Source organism: Marivirga sp., assembly GCF_024636815.1.
In the GTDB taxonomy this organism is placed as follows: Bacteria; Bacteroidota; Bacteroidia; order Cytophagales; family Cyclobacteriaceae; genus Marivirga.
Genome location: NZ_JAGXGF010000005.1, coordinates 1 through 21,788, shown reverse-complemented (window position 1 = coordinate 21,788; position 21,788 = coordinate 1). Strand labels below are relative to the sequence as shown.

The 21,788-nt window shown below is 34.4% G+C and carries 21 protein-coding genes; 10 read left to right on the top strand and 11 right to left on the bottom strand.

Annotated features, from left to right (window positions below; all coding sequences use genetic code 11):
- Positions 1-5 precede the first annotated feature (5 nt).
- The 8 genes from Q0L29_RS00515 to Q0L29_RS00480 all read left to right on the top strand — a co-directional run bounded on the left by Q0L29_RS00515 (position 6) and on the right by Q0L29_RS00480 (position 10,162).
- The gene (locus Q0L29_RS00515) at positions 6-1,589 is read left to right on the top strand and encodes a RagB/SusD family nutrient uptake outer membrane protein (protein WP_296618305.1); all 1,584 of its coding nucleotides are present in this window, start codon (positions 6-8) and stop codon (positions 1,587-1,589) included.
- 26 nt (positions 1,590-1,615) lie between these two features.
- Complete coding sequence (locus tag Q0L29_RS00510) at positions 1,616-3,139, top strand: PKD domain-containing protein (RefSeq protein ID WP_296618304.1); 1,524 nt, start codon at positions 1,616-1,618, stop codon at positions 3,137-3,139.
- Positions 3,140-3,236: 97 nt separating this feature from the next.
- A complete protein-coding gene (locus Q0L29_RS00505) occupies positions 3,237-4,421 on the top strand; it encodes a family 16 glycosylhydrolase (RefSeq protein WP_296618303.1) in 1,185 nt (394 codons plus the stop codon).
- Between the two features lie 40 nt (positions 4,422-4,461).
- Entirely contained in the window at positions 4,462-6,744 is a 2,283-nt protein-coding gene (gene bglX / locus Q0L29_RS00500; RefSeq protein ID WP_296618302.1) for a beta-glucosidase BglX, read from the top strand.
- Complete coding sequence (locus Q0L29_RS00495) at positions 6,741-7,541, top strand: glycoside hydrolase family 16 protein (protein ID WP_296618301.1); 801 nt, start codon at positions 6,741-6,743, stop codon at positions 7,539-7,541. Before bglX ends, Q0L29_RS00495 begins: the two co-directional genes overlap by 4 nt.
- A gap of 113 nt (positions 7,542-7,654) precedes the next feature.
- On the top strand, positions 7,655-9,067 hold the full coding sequence (locus tag Q0L29_RS00490) for a sugar porter family MFS transporter (protein ID WP_296618300.1): 1,413 nt from the start codon (positions 7,655-7,657) through the stop codon (positions 9,065-9,067).
- Positions 9,068-9,341: 274 nt separating this feature from the next.
- Positions 9,342-9,542 (top strand): hypothetical protein, encoded by a 201-nt coding sequence (locus tag Q0L29_RS00485; protein ID WP_296618299.1) that lies wholly within the window; start codon positions 9,342-9,344, stop codon positions 9,540-9,542.
- 62 nt (positions 9,543-9,604) lie between these two features.
- Complete coding sequence (locus tag Q0L29_RS00480; RefSeq protein ID WP_296618298.1) at positions 9,605-10,162, top strand: 1-acyl-sn-glycerol-3-phosphate acyltransferase; 558 nt, start codon at positions 9,605-9,607, stop codon at positions 10,160-10,162.
- A gap of 6 nt (positions 10,163-10,168) precedes the next feature.
- Here the strand turns inward: Q0L29_RS00480 and msrB are convergent, their stop codons facing one another.
- Both msrB and Q0L29_RS00470 read right to left on the bottom strand, forming a co-directional pair.
- Positions 10,169-10,681: a peptide-methionine (R)-S-oxide reductase MsrB gene (gene msrB / locus Q0L29_RS00475; protein ID WP_296618297.1), complete on the bottom strand. Its 513-nt coding sequence runs from the start codon at positions 10,679-10,681 to the stop codon at positions 10,169-10,171.
- Positions 10,682-10,747: 66 nt separating this feature from the next.
- Positions 10,748-11,359: a flavin reductase family protein gene (locus Q0L29_RS00470; RefSeq protein WP_296618296.1), complete on the bottom strand. Its 612-nt coding sequence runs from the start codon at positions 11,357-11,359 to the stop codon at positions 10,748-10,750.
- 108 nt (positions 11,360-11,467) lie between these two features.
- Here Q0L29_RS00470 and Q0L29_RS00465 point away from each other — a divergent pair, with 108 nt between their 5' ends.
- Together Q0L29_RS00465 and Q0L29_RS00460 are read left to right on the top strand one after the other, a co-directional pair.
- Entirely contained in the window at positions 11,468-12,364 is an 897-nt protein-coding gene (locus Q0L29_RS00465) for an ABC transporter ATP-binding protein (protein WP_296618295.1), read from the top strand.
- The gene (locus Q0L29_RS00460; protein ID WP_296618294.1) at positions 12,361-13,926 is read left to right on the top strand and encodes an ABC transporter permease/substrate-binding protein; all 1,566 of its coding nucleotides are present in this window, start codon (positions 12,361-12,363) and stop codon (positions 13,924-13,926) included. The genes Q0L29_RS00465 and Q0L29_RS00460 overlap by 4 nt, the downstream gene beginning before the upstream one ends.
- 22 nt (positions 13,927-13,948) lie before the next feature.
- On the opposite strand, the gene Q0L29_RS00455 is transcribed toward Q0L29_RS00460, so the two are convergent.
- From Q0L29_RS00455 to Q0L29_RS00415, 9 genes are all read right to left on the bottom strand, one after another.
- Positions 13,949-15,163 carry a LamG-like jellyroll fold domain-containing protein gene (locus Q0L29_RS00455; RefSeq protein ID WP_296618293.1) on the bottom strand — a complete coding sequence of 405 codons (1,215 nt, stop codon included), beginning with the start codon at positions 15,161-15,163 and terminating at the stop codon, positions 13,949-13,951.
- A gap of 162 nt (positions 15,164-15,325) precedes the next feature.
- Positions 15,326-16,183 (bottom strand): universal stress protein, encoded by an 858-nt coding sequence (locus Q0L29_RS00450; protein ID WP_296618292.1) that lies wholly within the window; start codon positions 16,181-16,183, stop codon positions 15,326-15,328.
- Positions 16,184-16,378: 195 nt separating this feature from the next.
- Positions 16,379-16,897, bottom strand: coding sequence for a DUF2062 domain-containing protein (locus Q0L29_RS00445; protein ID WP_296618291.1), 519 nt, complete (start codon positions 16,895-16,897; stop codon positions 16,379-16,381).
- Entirely contained in the window at positions 16,863-17,213 is a 351-nt protein-coding gene (locus Q0L29_RS00440) for a translation initiation factor (RefSeq protein ID WP_296618290.1), read from the bottom strand. The genes Q0L29_RS00445 and Q0L29_RS00440 overlap by 35 nt, the downstream gene beginning before the upstream one ends.
- A gap of 64 nt (positions 17,214-17,277) precedes the next feature.
- Positions 17,278-17,982 carry a pseudouridine synthase gene (locus Q0L29_RS00435; protein ID WP_296618289.1) on the bottom strand — a complete coding sequence of 235 codons (705 nt, stop codon included), beginning with the start codon at positions 17,980-17,982 and terminating at the stop codon, positions 17,278-17,280.
- Between the two features lie 5 nt (positions 17,983-17,987).
- Positions 17,988-18,440, bottom strand: coding sequence for a DUF3368 domain-containing protein (locus tag Q0L29_RS00430; RefSeq protein WP_296618288.1), 453 nt, complete (start codon positions 18,438-18,440; stop codon positions 17,988-17,990).
- Entirely contained in the window at positions 18,433-18,651 is a 219-nt protein-coding gene (locus Q0L29_RS00425) for a UPF0175 family protein (RefSeq protein WP_296618287.1), read from the bottom strand. The genes Q0L29_RS00430 and Q0L29_RS00425 overlap by 8 nt, the downstream gene beginning before the upstream one ends.
- Before the next feature lie 94 nt (positions 18,652-18,745).
- Entirely contained in the window at positions 18,746-19,852 is a 1,107-nt protein-coding gene (locus tag Q0L29_RS00420) for an MBL fold metallo-hydrolase (protein ID WP_296618286.1), read from the bottom strand.
- Positions 19,853-19,894: 42 nt separating this feature from the next.
- Entirely contained in the window at positions 19,895-21,520 is a 1,626-nt protein-coding gene (locus Q0L29_RS00415; protein WP_296618285.1) for an ABC-F family ATP-binding cassette domain-containing protein, read from the bottom strand.
- Between the last annotated feature and the right edge of the window lie 268 nt (positions 21,521-21,788).

Genomic DNA, 21,788 nt, shown 5'->3' with positions numbered 1-21,788 from the left:
TTATCATGAAGAAATATAATTTATTATTCGTTTTCTCAATCTTAATCTTTACCTCCTGTGGTGATGACTTTCTAGAATCGGTTCCACAGGCGCAGGTTTTTGAGTCAAACTATTATCAGTCTGAAGAGCAATTGTTTAAAGGATTGATAGGAGCTTATGATCCTTTACAGTGGACTTTTCCTGATGGAGCTTGGACAAGTAGTGTAATGCTTGGCGAAATCAGGTCTGACAATGCTAATGCTGGAGGAGACCCTTCTAATGGAGATCAACCAGGTTGGCAGGCCATTGATGATTTTAATAACTCAAGCTTAACCCTTGAATCTCAATCTTTCTGGAAAAGAGGCTACTGGGGTGTTTATCGATCGAATGTTATAATTGCTAATGAGGAAGTTCAGACAGATCAAGCAGATATCTACAGAGCGGAAGCTATATTTTTAAGAGCATTTTATCATTTTGATCTATTTAGAACTTTTGGTCCAGTACCAGCAATAAATAAAGTTTTAACTGATAAAGATTATCAATCAATGCAAAGAGTAAGTGTTGATTCTTTGTTTAGTTTCATGACTAATGATCTTCTTGATGCAATCCCTACCTTACCTGAAACAAAGTATACTGGAGAATTTGCAGGAAGAGTTAGTCGTACTACAGCTCAGGCTTTATTAGGCAAGCTATATCTTTATTGGGCAGATATGAAAAATGATGATCCAGCTTTATTTGATAAAGCAGCTACTCATTTATCAGCCGTTGTTAGTTCTGGTCAATATCAATTAGTAGATGATTACGCTCAATTATTTGCCTTTGGGGTGAAAAATAATGAAGAGTCTGTTTTTGAAATTCAGCATACTAATAAAGTGCCAGCAGACTGGGGTGGTGCTCAATATATTGATGGTAATATGATCACACAACTTTGCGGTATCAGAGGATTGTGTAATGACCACCCTGAATACGTTGCAGGTTGGGGATTTCTTTTACCTACTGAAAGTTTGAACAGCCACTTTTTAGCTGACGATGAATACAGAAGAGATGCTGCTATTATTTCAATTGCTGAATTAGCTGATGAAGGCTGTTCAGTTAATTTAGGAGATCAAAATGAATTAGATTTTGAAGGATATTGGCAACAAAAGTATGCCAACTTTAATTCTTATTCTGCTCCAAATGGTGGTGATTTAAACCTTCAAAAAGATCCTAATGAGCCTGTAATAAGATATTCAGATGTATTATTAATGTATGCTGAGGCCTTGATAAGAGGAAATGGTTCAACAGGTGAAGCTAGCCAATATATTGATATGGTAAGAGAAAGAGCGGCAGGCCCTGATGCCAACACATTTCGTAACACTCAGCAATTAATGTCTGATGAAGGAATGACCATTTTAGATGTAATCTGGTATGAAAGAAGAGCTGAGTTTGCTGGAGAGGGTGATCGTTGGTTTGATTTAATCAGATCTGGTCGTGTAAATGCTAATCTTTTTGATGCTGATAAAGCAGGTAATTTAAATATGGATGAAATTTGGTTAGCAATTCCGCAGAGAGATATTGAGAACTCTGCTGGTACTTTAAGCGCATACCCTTCTCAAGAATTATTTAACTAGTAACACAATAAATCAATTATACAATTATGAAAAAAACAATTTATCAAATCGGAATTTGGTCTTTAATGCTACTCGCATTTGTAGCATGTAAGGAAGACGATGTAGTGGATGGTGATCCAATAGCATCTTTTGGAGCAACTGTAAGTGCAGAGAGCTTCTTAACTTATGATTTCACCAATGCATCTCAAAATTATGTTTCTTCAACATGGGATTTTGGAGATGGTTCAGCAGTTTCAACTGACGAAAATCCAACTCATACATTCCCTGAAGCAGGGTCATATGATGTGACTTTAACGGTAAAGAATGGTGTGGATGTGGAAGCAACTAAAACTGAAACTGTTGTAGTAGAAGACCCTAATGCTCAATTGACTTTATTAGCTGGTCAAGAGTCTAAGACTTGGTCTTTAGTTAGAAACGAAACTTCTATGTATTTAGCCGCTAGTTCTGCACCAGATGCAGATATTTATTGGGCTGGTCTTACGAACAATGGTGAACGTCCATGTATGTATGACGACACTTTTACTTTCCACAGGGATGGTTCGTATGTTTATAATGATGCTGGTACTTTTTGGGCTGAGTATGGTTTATTTAATAATAATGCAAACTGTAATACTAATAACACAGAGCAATCATGTTTTGAAGCAATAGCTGCTAATATGGTAAATGCTTGTGGTGATGATATTAGTGCTTGGTTATCTGGTACTCATGAGTATACTTTCTCACCTGAAAATGGGCAATTGACTCTTATCGGAGAAGGTGCTTGGATTGGTATACCTAAATTAGGTACTACTGGAGAAGTTTTAACTCCTGGTGCAGAAGAATCAATTTCAATGGAAGCTAGTGTTGTAGATGGTGGTGCGTCAGGTGTTGATTCATTATTTATTGCATTCAATTATGAAGGTACTTTTTGGTCAATTACTTATGTTTCTCACGCTGACCCTGCTGCTACACAGCCGGAGATAGTTACAGAATTTGTTCCTGAGGAATGTGCTCCATTAGCTGCTGTTTCACCTACTGAGATATCACATACTTTTGCTTCAAATGAAGCTGCTGAGTGGAATTTAATGCAACCAGCTGAATCTGCTGCTGGACTTGAATTAGGTGTTGATGATCCTACTGATGCAGCAGCAACTAAGGTTGGAAAGTATATTCGTAATGCAGGTGTAGATTACCAGGAATTACAATTTAAGTTAGAACCTGCTAATGCAATTAATTTCGAGAATTTAGTAACCATTACTATGGATGTTTATTTACCATCAACAAACGATTACTCTGGTGGATTAACAGATAATATATTTGTAGGTTTTGGTGCAACTACTTGTCCTCCGAACTGGTGGGAAGATTTACACCAATATGAGGAAATGGCTGTAGCAAAAGATCAATGGGTTACGGTAACTTTCCAATTAAATAATCCTAGTTCAGTTGCAGTTCCAGGTAATGGCGCAACTGTTTATGAGAGAAATGATATGGACATGATTTATATCGCTATCGGTGGCGGTGGTCATGGTGTGGGAGCTGAGTTCTACATGAGAAACTTTAGTATACAATAATTAGTCGTTTTAGCTGTCTAAACTCACATTTTCGAAAGTGTTTTTAGGCAGCTTTTTTTTATTAATTTATGATCAAGCAAATTCATATATACATATAATGCTAAAGCTTACCTTATTTTCCTTCCTATTTTTAGTCGTAAATGCCTGTGATGACTCAAGCATACCCGATGACAGATTGCCGGAAGTAACAGCTGAAGCTGTAACACTTGCCGAAACCAACCAAGATCAAGAAATTTCTGTTGATTTAACAATTAATAAACCTTCCACACAAGATATTATAATAAACTATAGCACACAAAACGGGACAGCACAAGCTGGTGATGATTATAGAAGTATTCAAAATGAAAACATTACAATTGCCGCAGGAGATATTTCTGCCTCAATTACTTTATTGATTTTAGGGGATGAAGTTAGAGAGGATGAAGAATATTTTTATTTAAATTTATCCTCTGCAATTAATGCATCAATTGCTACTAAAGAAATTCAAATTACAATAACTGATACAGATACAAAGGAAGAAGTAGGTTCCATACAATCTTTCGAAGGTTATGAAAGTCCATTGGAATATAATGGATATAATATGGTATGGCAAGATGAATTTGAAGCTGATCAACTTTCTGATAATTACATATTTGAAATAGGTACAGGAAGTAATGGCTGGGGAAATAATGAATCTCAATACTATAGAAAAGAAAATACACGTCTGGAAGATGGCTATTTAGTTATTCAAGCCAAAAAAGAAAATTTCCAAGGAAGAGAGTATACATCTTCTAGAATAATAACTGAAGGTAAAAAAGAATTTAAATATGGCCGATTTGATATCAGAGCCAGAATGCCATATGGACAAGGAATATGGCCAGCCATATGGATGTTAGGTTCAAATTTCAATCAAGTTGGATGGCCACAGTGTGGTGAAATCGACATAATGGAAATGATAGGTGGACAAGGAAGAGAAAGAATCGTTCATGGTACCGTTCATTGGCAAAGCAATAACGGCTATGCTAATTATGGCCATAGTAAGAATCTTTCTGAGGCATCCTTAGCAGATAAATTTCATGTATTTTCCATTATTTGGGATGAAAACTCTATTGAATGGTTGATTGATAATCAATCTTATGGTTCAATAGATACTAGCCCAACTCATTTAGATGAATTTAGAGAGCAGTTTTTCTTTATTTTTAATGTAGCTGTTGGAGGTAACTGGCCCGGCTATCCTGATGAATCCACTGAATTTCCGCAAGAAATGTGGATTGATTATATAAGAGTATTTCAACAACCATAAATTATTTAATTCGCCTACAACCATAAAACTTTAAATAACCATGACTAAAATATCCTCGGTATTAATAGGGTTTTCTATTGCCTTTATTTTCTCATGTTCAAATCCAAATGTGAAAGTAAGTTCACAAAATGAAATCAATCCCAGGGTTGATTCAGTACTTGCTTTAATGAATTTAGAAGAGAAAATCGGACAATTAAATCAATATAGCTTAGGTAGTGAGTTTACAGGTCCAGGCAATAAAAAAGGAAAAGATAGTATTCGCTATCAGCAATTGATTTCCGGCCAGGTGGGATCTGTTCTCAATCTTTTGGGTGCAGAGAATACGCGTAAAATGCAAGAATTGGTTATTGAAAAAACCAGATTAGGCATTCCTTTACTATTTGCTTATGATGTTATTCATGGTTATCAAACTATGTTTCCGGTTCCTTTAGCTGAAAGTAGCTCATGGAATTTGGAGTTAATGCAGAAAACTGCAAAAGCAGCTGCTGCAGAAGCTGCAGCTTCAGGCTTACATTGGACATTTGCTCCTATGATCGATGTTACTGTTGATGCTCGTTGGGGCAGGGTAATGGAAGGTGCAGGTGAAGACCCATACTTGCAGGCTGAAATAGCAAAAGCTAGAATCAACGGCTTCCAGGGAGATGATTTATCTCATAACAAAACAATAGCCGCAACCGCAAAACATTTTGCCGGCTACGGATATGCAGAAAGTGGGAAGGATTATAATTCTGTAAATGTTAATCAATATATTCTTCATAACCATATTTTACCTCCATTCAAGGCTGCTGCCGAAGCTAATGTGGCCAGTTTTATGAATGCCTTTAATGATATCAATTCTATTCCTGCAACTGCCAACCAATATTTACTACAAGATATTTTGCGGGAAAAATGGAATTATGGTGGAGTTGTAGTTTCTGACTGGAATTCTATAGGTGAAATAGTGAACCATGGTGTTAGCTCTGATTTAAAAGATGCTGCTAAAAAAGCAATTTTAGCAGGTAGTGAGATAGATATGGAAGGAACAGCTTATGTTCAGCATCTTGCTCAATTGGTAAAAGAGGGTGAAATTGAAGAGTCAGTTATAGACGATGCGGTAAGAAATGTTCTTAAACTAAAATTTGATTTGGGACTTTTTGACGATCCTTACAAATACTCTGACATACAAAGAGAAAAAGAAATTGTAGGTAACCTACAACATCATGAGTTAGCCGAAGAAATAGCGAAAGAATCAATAGTGCTTTTGAAAAATGAAAATGATCTATTGCCATTAAAAAATATTAAGAATATTGCTGTTATAGGACCTTTAGCTAAAGATAAAGATGCTCCATTAGGTAATTGGAGAGCACAGGCAGTGGCTAATTCAGCTGTATCTCTATATGAAGGTCTAGAAAAAACTTTAGCCGAATCTACTAATTTGAAATATGCTGAAGGAGTTAAATTATCCATCGGTCCTAATAACTTTTTTGAAGAATTGATCATTAATAAAGAGGATCGTTCAGGTTTTGAGGAAGCTAAGCAACTAGCAAGTAATTCCGATTTAGTAATTATGGCTTTAGGTGAACCAGCTTATATGTCAGGAGAAGGTAGGAGTAGAGCAGATATCGGTTTACCTGGTTTGCAAAAAGAACTTTTAAAAGAAATACATAAAATCAATCCCAATATAGTATTGGTTTTGATGAATGGTCGTCCATTAGAATTAAGCTGGGAAGATGAAAATATTCCAGCTATAGTTGAAGCCTGGCACCTTGGTCAAAGAGCCGGGACTGCAATTGCAGAAACCTTATTGGGAGAAAATAACCCATCTGCAAAATTAACTATGAGCTTTCCGCATCATGTTGGTCAACTACCTATTTACTATAATCATAAGGTAACAGGAAGGCCTTCTACTGCTCCGGGGCAAGTATTCTATACTCACCATACAGATGTAGATCGCTCTCCGCTTTATCCATTTGGCTATGGATTGAGTTACTCAAATTTTGAATATGGGGAAATAGAATTATCTCAAAATTCAATTGCAGAGGATGAAAGTATCACAGCATCCATTAAAATTAAAAACACTAGCGATATTGATGGGCAGGAAGTAGTGCAGCTTTATATTCAAGATTTAGTTGCGGAAGAGACACCAATGATAAAATCATTAAAAGCCTTCCAGAAAGTAAATATAAATGCAGGTGAATCGGTTGAGGTAGAATTTATAATTAATAAAGATTTGCTAAGCTATTATAAATCCAACGGGGAATTATCATTAGAAAAAGGTGATTTTAAGGTGTTTATTGGTGAAGATTCGTCAGTTGAAAATCATAAAGAATTCAAGTTAAGATGAAAAATTTATATGTAATATGTCTTTTGCTATTATTCAGCCAGTGTGATCAAAAACAAGATTATTTGATTTGGTCTGATGAGTTTGATGGAAGTGGTCTGCCCGATTCTAAGAGGTGGAATATAACAGAAGGAAATGGCTGTCCGGAATTATGTGGGTTTGGTAATAATGAAAAGCAATTTTATACTAAGGACCTTGAAAACCTTCGTATGGAAGATGGAAAACTAATTATTAAAGCACTAAAAGATACTGCTAAGGGATATACATCAGCCAAACTTACTACAAAATATATAGTGGATTGGAAATATGGATACATAGAAGTGAGGGCTAAGTTACCTAAAGGAAAAGGAGCCTGGCCAGCTATTTGGATGCTACCTACATTGGAAGGTAATATGGAATGGCCTAGAGATGGTGAAATTGATATTATGGAGTATGTAGGCTATAATCCAGGAACTGTTTACGGCACTATCCACACAGAAAGTTATAATCATGTGAAGGGTACAGAGAAATCTGATTCTATAAAAGTTGAAGATGCTCATACAAATTTTCATACTTATGCCATCCTTTGGACTGACCAAAAAATAGAATGGTTAGTTGATGATATTCCTTATCATGCTGTTTATAAAAATGGAGATGGAAAATCAGGCTGGCCATTTGACCATGAATTCCATTTAATTTTAAATTTAGCAGTAGGAGGAAATTGGGGCGGTAAATACGGGATTGATGATAAAAGTTTTCCTCAAGAATTTGAGATAGATTATGTTAGAGTATATTCTCAAAAGCCTAATTTTTCTAACTAATTGTGCTACTATAAATGAAAATTTTAACCATCTATAAAATTTACTGCTTATTGATGTTAAGACATCAATATTTTTTGGTAATATAGCTTTTCACTTAAAACTACTATTGGAAAATGTCAAAGAAAGGACTTTTAATATTGATAGCCGCTGTAGCCGCCTTAGGTGGTTTACTATTTGGTTATGATACTGGCGTAATCAATGGAGCTCAATTCTATTTCAGTAAATATTTCGAATTAGATGCAGCCATGAAAGGTTGGGTTGTAGGCAGTGCATTATTAGGCTGTTTAGTAGGTGCTTTGTCTGCGGGTTATATTACCACTAAAATTGGTAGAAAGGCAGCCCTTATTATTTCTGCATTACTTTTTACAGTTTCTGCTTTAGGTTCAGGATTACCAGCATTTATGCAACAATCGGTTACATTGCTTGTAGTTTTCAGAATAATTGGAGGTTTAGGTATTGGATTGGCATCCATGGCAGCGCCAACCTATATAGCTGAAATTTCACCAAAAGACAAGAGAGGGATTTTGGTGACTTTTTATCAATTAGCAGTTGTAACTGGTTTCTTTGTAGTTTTTTTAGCCACTTATTATATTGGAGAAGGGAATACTCCTCAAGAAAATATAGATACAGGATGGAGATGGATGTTTTGGTCAGAATTAATTCCTTGCTCAATTTTCCTTGTACTTACATTTTTCATTCCTAGAAGTCCAAGATGGTTGGTGATGTCAGGAAGGGAAGAGGAGGCTTTAAAAGTGCTGAATACTTTGCATGAAGAAGAAGAGGCACAAAAAGAAATAGATGAGATTAAATTTTCTTTACAGAAAGAACGTAAAACGCAATTGAAAGGAGCTTCAGTTTTTCAAAAATCTGTAATTCCAATTATAATAATAGGTTCAATTTTATCTTTATTACAACAATTTACTGGAATTAATGCTGTGTTGTATTATGGTGGCGATATTTTTGAAAAAGCATTAGGTTTTACCCAAGAAGACGTTCTTGCACAGCAAATTATGCTTGGCGCAGTGAATTTTGTGTTTACGTTCCTAGCTATGTTTACAGTTGATAAATTAGGTAGAAAGCCTTTAATCTATATTGGAGCAGTTGGAATGATTTTAGGGTTTGTTTTCTTGGGGAGTTCCTTGTATTTTGATGCAGTAGGACTGATCTCATTAATTGGAATTTTGTTATTTATTGGTGCATTTGCCATGAGTATGGGGCCAGTCACCTGGGTTTTACTTTCAGAAATGTTTCCAAATAAAATCAGAAGTACGGCCATGTCTATAGCAGTTGCAATACAATGGGCAGGTAATTTTCTGGTATCTCTTACTTTCCCAATGATAGTAGAAAGTGATGCAAATGCAAGAGGAACTGGATTTTGGAATGGAGCTTTACCTTATGTTATTTTCATTGCATTTATTGTTTTCCTTATCTATTTCACCAAAAAATATATTATTGAAACAAAAGGAAAAAGTTTGGAACAATTGGAAGGTGTTTGGGCTGAAAAATATGGTAAAATAGAATCATAATAGTTTTTCATAATTAGTTTATTTAGTCCGGAATTTAATTTTCGGACTTTTTTTATGAAAAAATATTTTGAATTATTCGAATATGTACTACAAAAAAATATTTGTGATTTTATATTGAAATTGAAACATTGAAGCGAAATAATCGTACTTACTGCTTTCTTTTCTATATCCTTTGTTTTTGTACTTTACAAATAGGTTAAATTTAGCTTAATTTCCTTACCAACCATTTCATATTTATTGGTGTCACTATGGGTGAGAAGCTAATAATATAAATATGAAGAGATTTTTTACTACATTTTTTTTATTGACCGCAGTTGCTGTCACTTTAGTGATAAGTGATAGTTATTTCAAGAAACAAAATCAGACATATTCTGCTAAAAATACTAACGTAGGACTGGATAAATCCATTGATTTAACCGAGGCAGATGTGTATGATTCTAAAAGAAATGCTGTTCGTGTTAGCCTGACAAATTAATATTTGTAATTCTTTATTAAAGAAGAATCTTGCCTTAGTATATTAGCATATATTTAAAAGGCATGTATTATTACTTATCAAAATTGATCCTATGGCTAGGAGGCTGGAAAGTATCAGCAAAAATTCCTAAAAAGGCTAAAAAGGCAGTGATGATCGCTGGTCCTCACACATCAAATTGGGATTTAGTATGGGCAAGATCTGCATTCTTCATACTAAAAGTCCCTGTTCGTTTCACTGTAAAAAAAGAATTACTAAAAGGCCCTCTCAAATGGCTTTTAAATGGATTAGGTGCTATTGGTATTGATAGAACCCATAAGAAAGGTAAAAAACAATCCATGACTGAGGCTATGATTCAACTTTTTGATGAAAGAGAAGAATTAGTTATTTTAATAACACCAGAAGGAACAAGAAGTTACCAGCCTGAGTGGAAAACAGGCTTTTATCATTTAGCAGAAGGAGCAGGGGTTCCTATTCTTTGCGGATATCTAGATTATGAAAATAAAATTGCCGGTATTGGCCCAAGCTTCGAGGCAAAAGGAGATATGGATGAAAATATTGAAAAAATAAAAGATTTCTACAGGCCAATTAAAGGAAAGTTTCCCGAAAATGGCGTTCGTTAATAAAAATTATTCCTCTTTAAAATCTAACGCAACTGAATTTAAGCAATATCTCAATCCTGTTGGTTTTGGTCCATCTTCAAAAACATGACCTATGTGTCCTCCACAAGTTGCACAAACTACTTCAGTTCTAAGCGTACCTAATGATCGGTCCTCTACTTCCAAAACATTTTCTTTATTTAATGGCTTATAAAAACTAGGCCATCCTGTACCGCTTTCATACTTAGTTTCAGAGCTGAATAATTCAGTTTTACACCCAATGCAAACATAAATACCTTCCTTTTTAAAGTCATTGTATTTTCCTGTAAAAGCTCGCTCAGTTCCTTCTTCTCTTAAGACTTTATATTCCAAAGGATTTAAAATTTCTTTCCACTCTGATTCAGTTTTTTGTACTTCGAAAGTGTGGTTTTTTAAACTATTATTTTTTTCAGAACCATTGCTTTTCTGTGCACAAGACTGAAAGCTAAAGGCTAAAATCAATGCTATTATACCAATATATCTTCCTATTTTAATGCTTTTCATTATTGTAATATTTTTATCTGTTGTAACTTATACTCATTTCTAAAGCTAAAGTTTTGTACTTGTGAATTATGGTTTAGCATATTCAAACTTTTCAAGTTTTGATGTTTTTAAATATTCATACAAACCTGAAATGGTAACAGTTCCAGCTTTTGTAAGGTTAACAGTACCGTCAGCTTCGATTAATTTTTCATCTAAATAAGCATGTAGCACTTTACCAATGACTAAGATGGTATCATTTGCTTTAACTAAATGCTCTTCTTCAAATTGTAAACCCAATTTTATTGGTGATTCTTTTACATAAGGAGCTTTGTGTTGATCTAAATATTCTTCCTCAAAATTACAAGCTTCAAATTCAGATACGTTTCTTTCATACTTTGCGGATGTTTGGTGAGCTTTTTCTATAAAGCTTTCATGGATATGATTAAAGGTATAAAAACCAGTTTCTTTTATATTCTCATAAGTATGCCTTTGCACAGTGGTGGGCCTTAGAATAAACCCCAAATAGGGGGGATTAGCTCCAATATGTATCACAGAATTGAAAACCGCTAAATTGGTATTTCCAGATTTATCAGCAGTACCTATTAAGTTTGCACTTTTAAAACCTGAAATGGTATTAAAAAAATTGGCTCTATAACGGCTTTCCATCTCCTCAATGGATTGTGAATCAATATGCATCATTTTTATTTTATTGACTTAAATACTGTATTTAAGCCTTTTTGTTTGCTTTAATTGAAAATAAACCTGCTTTTCTTTCCTGATTTCATTTTCGGCTGTAAATTGAAAATTATGATCACTTTTCAAAATATTGAAAAATCCTTTGATGAGCAATTAGTGCTTAAAAATATTAATCTTCAAATAAAAGAAGGTGAATTGATGGTATTATTAGGGGCAAGTGGAAGTGGTAAAACAACGATGCTTCGGATGATAAATGGCTTAGAGAATCCTAATTCAGGCTCAATTCGAATTGCTCATAAATATTTGAAAGAACATGATTTGCTCGATTTGAGAAAAGAAATTGGCTATGTGATTCAAAAAGTGGGGTTATTTCCGCATTATTCAGTTTTTGATAATGTAGCGACTATTTTAAAGCTGAAAAATGAGAAGGAAGATTTAGTAAAAGAAAAAGTTCATAAATGGTTAGATAAAATCGGAATGCCTGCAGCTGTTTATGGTCAAAAATTCCCTACTGAATTAAGTGGGGGAGAAGCACAAAGAATAGGCTTGGCAAGAGCATTAGTGGCGCAACCAAGTATGATTTTATTGGATGAACCTTTTAGTGCTTTGGATCCAATCTCTAGAGTGAAAATCAGGAATGAATTTCGAAAAATACAACAGCAAGAAAAATTAACAGCAGTAATGGTTACTCATGATGTATTGGAAGCTGTGAGTATAGCAGATAGGATATGTTTGCTTGCAAATGGTGAAATTCAACAGGTGGGTACTGCTCAGGAGATTTTATTTAAACCTGAAAATGAACTGGTTAAAAAATTTGTAGAAGGAGATCAATTTCAAGCTTCTTTAGCTTCAGTTTCTTTAAAAGAGATTAAAAATTTTATTTCAGAGAAATCTACTCCAAAGTTTGATACAGAAGGCTCTGTTTTGGAGTTGTTACAGAATGAAGACACTCAATATCATGCTGGTGTTCTGGATGCTTTTTATAAATGGAAGGAGAATAAAGCATGATGTCATTCTTCGATTTTCTTATTAAAAATAAGGGAGAGGTTTTTCAGCAGCTGATTGAGCATATTCAGTTGACTTTAGTTTCACTGTGCATTGCAGTGCTTATGGGAATTACAATTGGTATTTTGATTTCAGTTTACCAAAAATCTACTAAAGCGGTACTTTCCTTAGTCAATACTATCCAGACTATCCCTAGTTTGGCTCTTTTAGGCTTTCTACTGCCCTTCTTTGGTATTGGCGTAGTTCCGGCAATCATTGCGCTTTTCCTTTACGCCTTGCTCCCTATTGTGCGAAATACATTTACAGGAATAGAAGAGGTAGACCCCTCTGTAAAAGAATCAGCTATTGCAATGGGAATGAAACGCTCTCAGGTATTATTCAAAATCGAGTTGCCTTTGGCAATGCCTTATATTATGGCAGGAATCAGAACTGCATCCGTGATAAATGTTGGAGTCGCTACTTTAAGTGCTTTTATAGCTGCGGGTGGTCTTGGTGAATTTATTCTCCAGGGGATTCAGTTAAACAATTCCAATATGATTTTGGCCGGTGCTATCCCTGCATCATTATTGGCTTTGTTTTTTGATGCTGTTTTAGGTCGAGTTCAGAAAAGTAGTTTAAAAGTTATTCGCTGGTTCTCTATTATTCTTTTTGGCGGAATGTTGGCTTATCTGACCATTATAGGATTTCAAAAACTTAATTTTTCAAAAGATAAGAGTAAACTTTTGGGTGGTTTTCCATCTGAATTTGTTTACAGAGAAGATGGTCTGAAAGGCTTATTCAAAGCTTATGATTTTGAATTGGATTATGTGGAAATGGAAATTGGTTTAATGTATCGGGCATTAGCCAATAAGGAAGTAGATGTAATTAGTGGTTTCTCGACAGATGGAAGAATTAAAGCCTATAATTTACAAACACTGGAGGATAATCGCAATTATTTTCCACCCTATCAGGCAGCACCAGTTGCTAGAGTAGCGATTTTAAAGAAATATCCTGAAATAAGTAGGAGCTTAGAAAAGCTTAAAAATCGGATTAATAATGCAGAAATGACTGAAATGAATTATAAAGTAGATGAGGAAAAAATGCAACCTCAAGATGTTGCTATGGAGTTTCTTCAGTCAAAGGCTATGTTTAATAAGAGTAAAAATAAAGAAGGTCAAGCTGGCACTATCAAAATAGGGAGTAAAGCATTTACCGAGAATTATATTTTAGCCCACTTATTTAAACTAGTTATAGAGGAAAATACTCAGTTGAATGTGGAAATGAAATTAGGGTTTGGTGGCACAAAGCTTTTGATGGATGCCATGAAAAATGATGAAATTGATATCTATCCTGAATATACTGGAACGGCTTTGTTGCTGTTATTGGAAACCAATAATAAAGAACGCAAATCCTTGATTTCAAATCCAAAAAAGGTATATGATTTTGTGAAAATAGAATCAAGGAAGCAATTTCAATTTGAATGGTTACCACCATTGGGTTTTAATAATACATTTGCGATTTTAATGCGATCTAATCAAGCAGAAGAGTTGGGTTTGGAGACTATTGAGAATTTATCGGATCGTTAAATTTTAATTTTTTATATTGTTCTTAATATATAACCCTGACCCATCCTTTATAATTAGTACCGCATTCATTTGTAATTATCCAATAATATACTGCTGATGGCAAATTACCTCCGTCCCAGTCATTTTTGTAGTTTGTAGATTCATATACCTTTTTTCCAGTTCTCTGAAATATTTTTAAGGTTGAACCCAAAAGTCGGGAATCAACAATAAAGTAATCATTATATCCGTCTTGGTTTGGAGTAATAACATTTGGAATTGTAAAATCGCTTATTTCTGGTAATACTAACTTAATTGTATCTCGTTTTATTCCACATGAATTTTCAACCTCTACCCAATAAGTGCCGGTTTTAGTAACTTCAAAAGTAGGATTTGTTGAGCCATCTTGCCATTTATAATTTAAGCCAGGCCCTGATGCGTCCAATATTATTGAGGTTTCATTACAGACAGTCTGATCATCTCCTAAATTAAGTTCGGGAGGGATACATCCATATATTAAACACGCTCGTTCATCTTTTGATAGTGCTTTTTTATAAATTCTAACATCATCAATTATTCCATCAAAAAAAGTGGTTCCTTGCTGATCATTTCCTAGCTTATCAATTGAACCAAAGACTAATGGGATATTGGTATTGACATTAATATTTGAAGGGATAGCTTCAGTGGCTATCAGAACATCATCCACAAAAAGCGAAATGCTGTCATTATCCTTTATTCCCATCAAATTATACCATACCTTTTCTTCAAATCCTGAGCCGCTTACATGATACAGATTATCATTTTGACCACCTACAAAAAAGTAAAAGTGATTTTCTCCATTCAATTTCCTTGCATCAAGTGCATATCCAGCTCTTCTCGGTGAACCAAAAATCGTAGCCCCTTTATTTACAATCCATCCTCCTCTGCTGCTTGTACCTTCAATTAAAGAATTAAACTGGAAAACATTGACCCAGCATGATATAGTGAAATCAGATTCTCCTAAATCAAAATGGTCTCCAATATGGATGTAGTCATCAATCCCATCAAATAAATAGGCTGAATTCTCAATTCCGTTTATGTCATTAGTAGGAATAGCACCATTAATTTCTCCATTAAAACCACTACCAAGAACTTCAACTCCATTATTGTCCAATGGGTAATGAGCAATTAATTCTTCTTCAATAATGGAATCTGAGCATTGATCTTGCCCCTGAACTAAAGTTATTATTAGTGTGAAAATTAAAGTAAACAGAATCCTCATAAAAATTAAATGATTAGTTAGGCTAAGATATTAAATTATATTTTAATTACCCCTAACGATAGCATCAATATTAAAATTCTGTTCAAAGTCAAGAAAACTGTTATTCCAGTCGGTGCTCCACCGACTGGAATAACAGTAATAGCTACTTTTAAAATATTTAAATTAATCAGTCTCTAAGGTTTTCTTTTTAGATGCTGAAAGTGCTAATAGTGGCACTTTAGTATGGAAGATTAAGGATTTACTTTCGCTTTTGCCAAATAGACTTTCAAACAGACCTTTTTTTCTAGGTAAAACCACCAAAAGGTCAATTTTATTTTTCTCAGCAAATTCATCTATTCCTGATTCCACATTTTTATTCACCATAAAATGATATTGATGTGGTAAGCCTTTTAAATGCAACTCTAAGTTTTTGGCCTCCTCTGCTTTTTCTTTATCCAACATTTGTTCAGCACTGACGTGAATCAAATGTATTTCAGAAGCATAGGCTTGTCTAATAGCTTTTACTGGGGTAAGTAATTCTGCCATTATGCCTTTGTAATCACTAGACAATGCAATGTTTTTGATGTCTTCATATTTAGCATCCTCAGGGATAACTAAAACGGGCGCAAGTTCAGCTTTAATTATACGATGTGCATTTGTACCTAAAATAACCTCATCAACTCCACTTGCACCTTTAGTCCCCATAATGATTAAATCCACTTCATTTTCAAGACAATATTCTTCAACTGCATCTTTTACATAATTCTCAGTTTTCAACGTTTCATATTCAAACTCCTTTAGAATTGGTATTTTCTCTTCAATTTTATCAAATTCAGAGTTAATATATTTTTTAATTTCTTCTTCACTTTCCCCAACATCATAAGCAATATTATAATCAGCATAGGCTAAGGGAACTGTATAAGCATTTAATATGGTGATTTCAGCTTTTGGGTTAATTTGTTTTGCAAACTTTAATGCATATTCCATTGCATTCAATGCACAATCGGAAAAATCGGTCGGTATTAATATGTGCTTTATCATGGCTATTAATTTTTAAAAAGTTCAAAAATTTACTAATCAGATTACTTTCAAATTTCCTCTTTTGTAATCTGTATTTTAAAATTAGAAATATACTTATTGAAATACATTGATTTCAATAAGGTAGAATCCTGACATTTGTCAGTTTTTATTTATGAGAACGAGGGGTAGAAATAAATCGTTGAGGGAGTATATTACTTATGCAGTGGCTTGGTTTCTTATTCCTGTACTTCTTAACCGCATTTTTCGGGCTAATCTTAATAGTACTATAGCTAAAAAATAACTTCCTATCGCAATGGGGATAGTTAAGGCTAAATTACCTAAAGCAAACTGTTTGAAAAATAAAAGAATTTGTCTGATGGTTTCGTTTTGAACTTCTACATCTGGGAGACTATTGGAAATTCTACTTCCAATTTTATAACTTAACCAATAAATAGGGATAATGGTAATGGCATTCCAAACCAACATAGAAAGTAATACTGCCATTTTATTGAGCTGTTTAAAGACCGTTATAAAGCCTACACCTATAGCTGTGCTAAAACCCGGTGTAGGTAATAGTGCTATAAGGGTCCCAAAGGAGTAACTCAAAGCAATAGATACATCAGATTTATCCGAAGTAAGTATCGCAATTGTATATCGTTTGAGTTTAAATATAAATTTATCTTTATAGTAGCGCAGCTTTCTACCCGCCCACTTTTTTAACTTTGTTGTAGCCATCCTTTAGTAATACTTCCAAAATTTTATCTCGGAAATCTCCTTGAATTAGAATTTCCCCATCTTTCACACTTCCGCCAACACCACATTTAGATTTTAGCTTTTTCCCTAAGTCTTTTAAATCATTTTCAGTTCCAATAAAACCACTAATAAGACTTACTTTCTTACCTGCTCTAGCTTTTTTATCTAACTGAACCTTTAAATTTTGTTCTGAAGGATGCAAGGTTTCCTGTTCTTCTTGTCCTTCGTAATCATATTCAAATTCATCAGAAGTAGAATAAACGATACCTTCTCTATGCTTTTTGTTCTTCTTGCTCATGACAGTTTCTTCTATACTATTTATACGTTTTGGATTACCAAAGTACTGAACTTTTGTAAAGATTTTATTTGATTTTGAAATCGAAATTAAGAAAGCTTAAGGTTCTTTCAAATTCAGATGAAATATTAGCTTTAATTTCTAAAAATTCTTGTGTGACAGGATGTTTAAATTTTACTTCTTTTGCATGTAAAAGCATACTGTCCATGCTCCATTTTTCCTTGAATAATTTATTTTGCTTATTACAACCATGGGGACGGTCCGCTATTATGGGTTTGTCAATATGGGCCAGATGCTTTCTGATTTGGTGCATTCTTCCTGTCTCTGGTTTTACTTCTAGCAAAGAATAGCGAGAGGTGTTAAATTTCCCTAAAGGAACTGGGATTTCCGTTTGCGCTAAAGTTTTATAATGCGTGACAGACTCCTGTAATTGTCCGCTTTCCTTCCGCAAAGCATAATCGATAGTGCCTTCAGAATCGGTAAAACCTCTTACAATTGCTAAATAGGTTTTCTCAATCTGCTGATCTCTGAAAAGAGCGGTAGTTTTTGAATTGTTTACTTCATCCAAAGCAAAGAGTAAAACCCCAGAAGTTTTGCGATCTATTCTGTGGACTGGATAAACCCGCTGACCCAATTGATCTCTAAGTAATTGCAAAGCAAATACATCCTTTTCAGTAGCGATCTTAGTGCGATGTACCAACAAACCATGAGGCTTATTAATAGCTACTAAATATTCGTCTTGATATATTATTTCTAGAGGAGTGATGTTCACTTTTGTTATTTGTTGTAAAATTCGATTAGTTTATTGAGAAGAGCTGTAGAGATTCTGAAACCATTATTTACAATTCGAATTATGATTGGGAAGGCATCTTTTATTACACCTGATTTTTGAATTTTCAATAAAAATACGATGGTACCAATTATGTTGATATTTTGTTCTTTAGCTATTTTCCTTCCTTTAGCTTCATCAATAATTAGTAATGATTCTGGATTTTCTGTTGCTAATGCAATAGCACTTGCTTCTCCTAAATCCAAAATCTTAGAGAATTCATCTACCTTCTTTTTACTTGGGTTCAGAACGTTTATCCAGATAGGTAATTTTTCATTGAATTCCGCCTGAATTTCTTGGGTAACATAGATTTCTGAGTAAGCACTTTTTAAAAGATCAAGTGAGTTTGAATTTGAAAGGCTAATTAAACAACTTGTATCTACAATGACGATTTTACTCATTCATTATTTTCTCTATATCCTCAGTAGTTTCTCCAAAAATTGAAACTCCATAATTACCTGCTGTTTCCAGAAATTCTCTTTTTGTAATACCTACCAATTCAGCAGCTTGTCCAGAAGATAAAACTCCTTTCTCAAACAGGCTGGTAGCTACTTGCATTTTTATATCTTTTTCATCTACTGTATCAGGTAATTGGAGAGTTAATGTCTTCATAATTCATATTTCTGTTTTCAAGATAACAAAATAATTTAAATTGTAATTCCTATGAGTCCAATAATTACATTCGAATTTATTACAATCAGTTTAATTATTTCACTTCTTCCGAATATTGTTTCCACCATCCATTTTCACTTTCAGCATTTATGCTGAACCATTTTCCTTGCGGAATACTTAATAATGGGATTTCTTTTTCAGCAGCTTCATTTTCAAGATCTAAAATGGGTTCATACCAACTGTGCAATGCTAAATCAAATGTTCCCCAGTGAATAGGGAAGAATTTTTTCGCTCTCATTTGTTGAAAAGCATCAATGGCTTCAATAGGATCCATATGGATGTCATGCCAAGCTTCATTATAAGCACCAATGGGCATCAATGCTAAATCAAATGGACCTAGTTTTTCATCTATCTCATTAAAGCCATCAAAAATTCCAGTATCACCACCAAAATAAATATTATCACCCTCCATTTCTATTACCCATGAGGCCCAGAAAGTATTATTTTGATTTAATAATCGTCCACTAAAATGGCGTGCTGGTGTTGCTGTAATGGTAATGCCATTTTCAGAATGAGAATCCCACCAGCTAAATTCTTTTATCTTTTCTTTGGGAACACCCCAATATTCCATACTTGCTCTTACACCTGTTGGAACATAAAAGTATTTCGTTTTAGCTGTTATCTTTTTGATGGTCTCATAATCCAAATGATCGTAATGGTCATGTGAAATCACAACGGCTTCCAATTCAGGCAAATCTTCAGCAGAAATAGGAGGGGCACTGAATCTTTCTGGTCCCATGAAATTAAAGGGTGATGCACGCTGACCCAACATAGGATCTGCTAATACATATTTACCATTTTTGTAAAATAGTACTGCAGCATGTCCTAGCCAATTGACTTGTAAGATGCTGTCGTCTGACCTTTTATTATTCTCAGTAAAAATGTAGTCCCCAATAGGTTGTGTTTCCACATCTCTTTTGAAGTAATTTCTTAGAATGCGGGGGATCTGAGTAAACTCCGCACTTGTAGTTTGTATGGAGTTTACAAACTTGCCTTTTTTATAATAAGGCGATGATGCCATCTCTTTCGAATCAGGAGCTTTTCCAACCGAAGGAACAAAATATTTTACCATATAGTAGCCTAAAATGAAAAAGGCTACTACTATGAGTACCCCTTTTATGATTTTAATAAACAATTTCATTATTCCTTAAACTGAAACATGAATTTTATGTTCCGTGAATTATTAAGCAGTTACCTTACCGTATAACTCAGCTCTTTGTGCTTGAATTCTGTCATCGTCCATATATTGATCATATGTTTTTAGACTGTCTATTGTTCCATTTGGCGTAAGCTCTAAAATGCGGTTAGCAACAGTATTGGTAAACTCATGGTCATGAGATGTGAAAATCACAGTACCAGGAAAATCTTTCAATCCATTGTTAAATGCCTGAATAGATTCCAAATCGAGGTGGTTAGTAGGTTCGTCCAACATTAAAAGATTTCCACCCGTCAACATCATTTTTGAAACCATACATCTTACCTTTTCTCCTCCGGATAATACATTCACAGATTTGAAAGTTTCTTCTCCTGTAAATAACATTTTACCTAAGAATCCACGGATATAAACCTCATCTTTCTCTGATGAGTAGTTTCTTAACCAGTCGATTAAGTTTTCATTTCCTTGGAAAAACTCATCATTGTGGTTGGGTAAATAAGAAGTGGTAATGGTCTGACCGAATTTAAAGCTTCCTGAGTCAGGCTCCATATTACCGTTTAAGATTTCAAATAGGGCAGTGGTTGCCAAACTGTTTCTACTTAAAACGGATATTTTATCGCCTTTATTTACAAATAAATCCAAGTCCTTAATCAAGACTTTATCCTCAACTGCTTTGTTAAGTTTTTCTATTTGCAAAATTTGATCACCTGCTTCTCTATTTTGATTAAAGATAATGGCAGGATATCTACGTGTAGCAGGCTTAATGTCTTCTACATTGATTTTATCTAATAATTTTCTTCTACTAGTTGCTTGCTTTGATTTAGAGGCATTTGCACTGAATCGGGCAATAAACTCTTGTAATTCTTTCTTTTTCTCCTCAGCTTTTTTGTTAGCAGATGATTTTTGGCTTAAAGCCAATTGACTTGACTCATACCAGAAAGAATAGTTTCCGGAATACATACTGATTTGACTGAAATCAATATCCACGATGTGCGTACAAACCGTATCCAAAAAGTGTCTATCGTGAGAAACTACGATAACGGTATTCTTGAATTCCAACAGAAAATCCTCCAACCAGGCGATGGTATAAATATCCAAATCGTTGGTAGGCTCATCGAGAATCAAGACATCAGGATTACCGAATAAAGCTTGTGCCAAAAGAACACGAACTCTATAATTACCATCAACATCTTTCAATAATTTGTAATGATGTTCTTCCTCAATGCCCAAACCACTCAAAAGTGAAGCAGCATCAGACTCAGCATTCCAGCCGTCCATTTCTGCAAATTCTTCTTCTAATTCAGATACTTTGATGCCATCTGCTTCAGAGAAATCAGGCTTGCTGTATAGTTCTTCTTTAGCTTTAATGTTGTTCCACAATTTGTCGTGGCCCATCATAACTGTGTTCAAAACAGAATGCTCATTGAACTCATTGTGGTTCTGCTTCAGAACAGCCATTCTTTTTCCAGAATCAAGGCTAACATTACCTTTGGTAGGGTTTATTTCGCCTGAAAGGATTTTTAGGAAAGTGGATTTCCCTGCTCCATTGGCACCAATTACGCCATAGCAGTTTCCTTGTGTGAATTTGATGTTTACTTCATCAAATAGTACTCTTTTTCCAAATTGGAGGGTTAAATTACTGGTATTAATCATATCTTTTTGTCAATCAGAGCGCAAAGGTAAGGATATTCATTGAGAGTGGTAAACTTTAGGTGCTAGTTATTTGCTAAAAATTTAAGGTCATTTCGATAAAGCTGGTGAAGAGATTGGTATTATACAATTTTGATTCACGTTTGAGCACAATAATGTCACCCCTAACGGGGCTTTGGTTACCTGCTATAAGCAGAATTACCATAATGTCGTCCCTCATGGGACTTTTGGGTTGTAGTTGTTATCATAGAAGTCAATTTTAATCGAATTT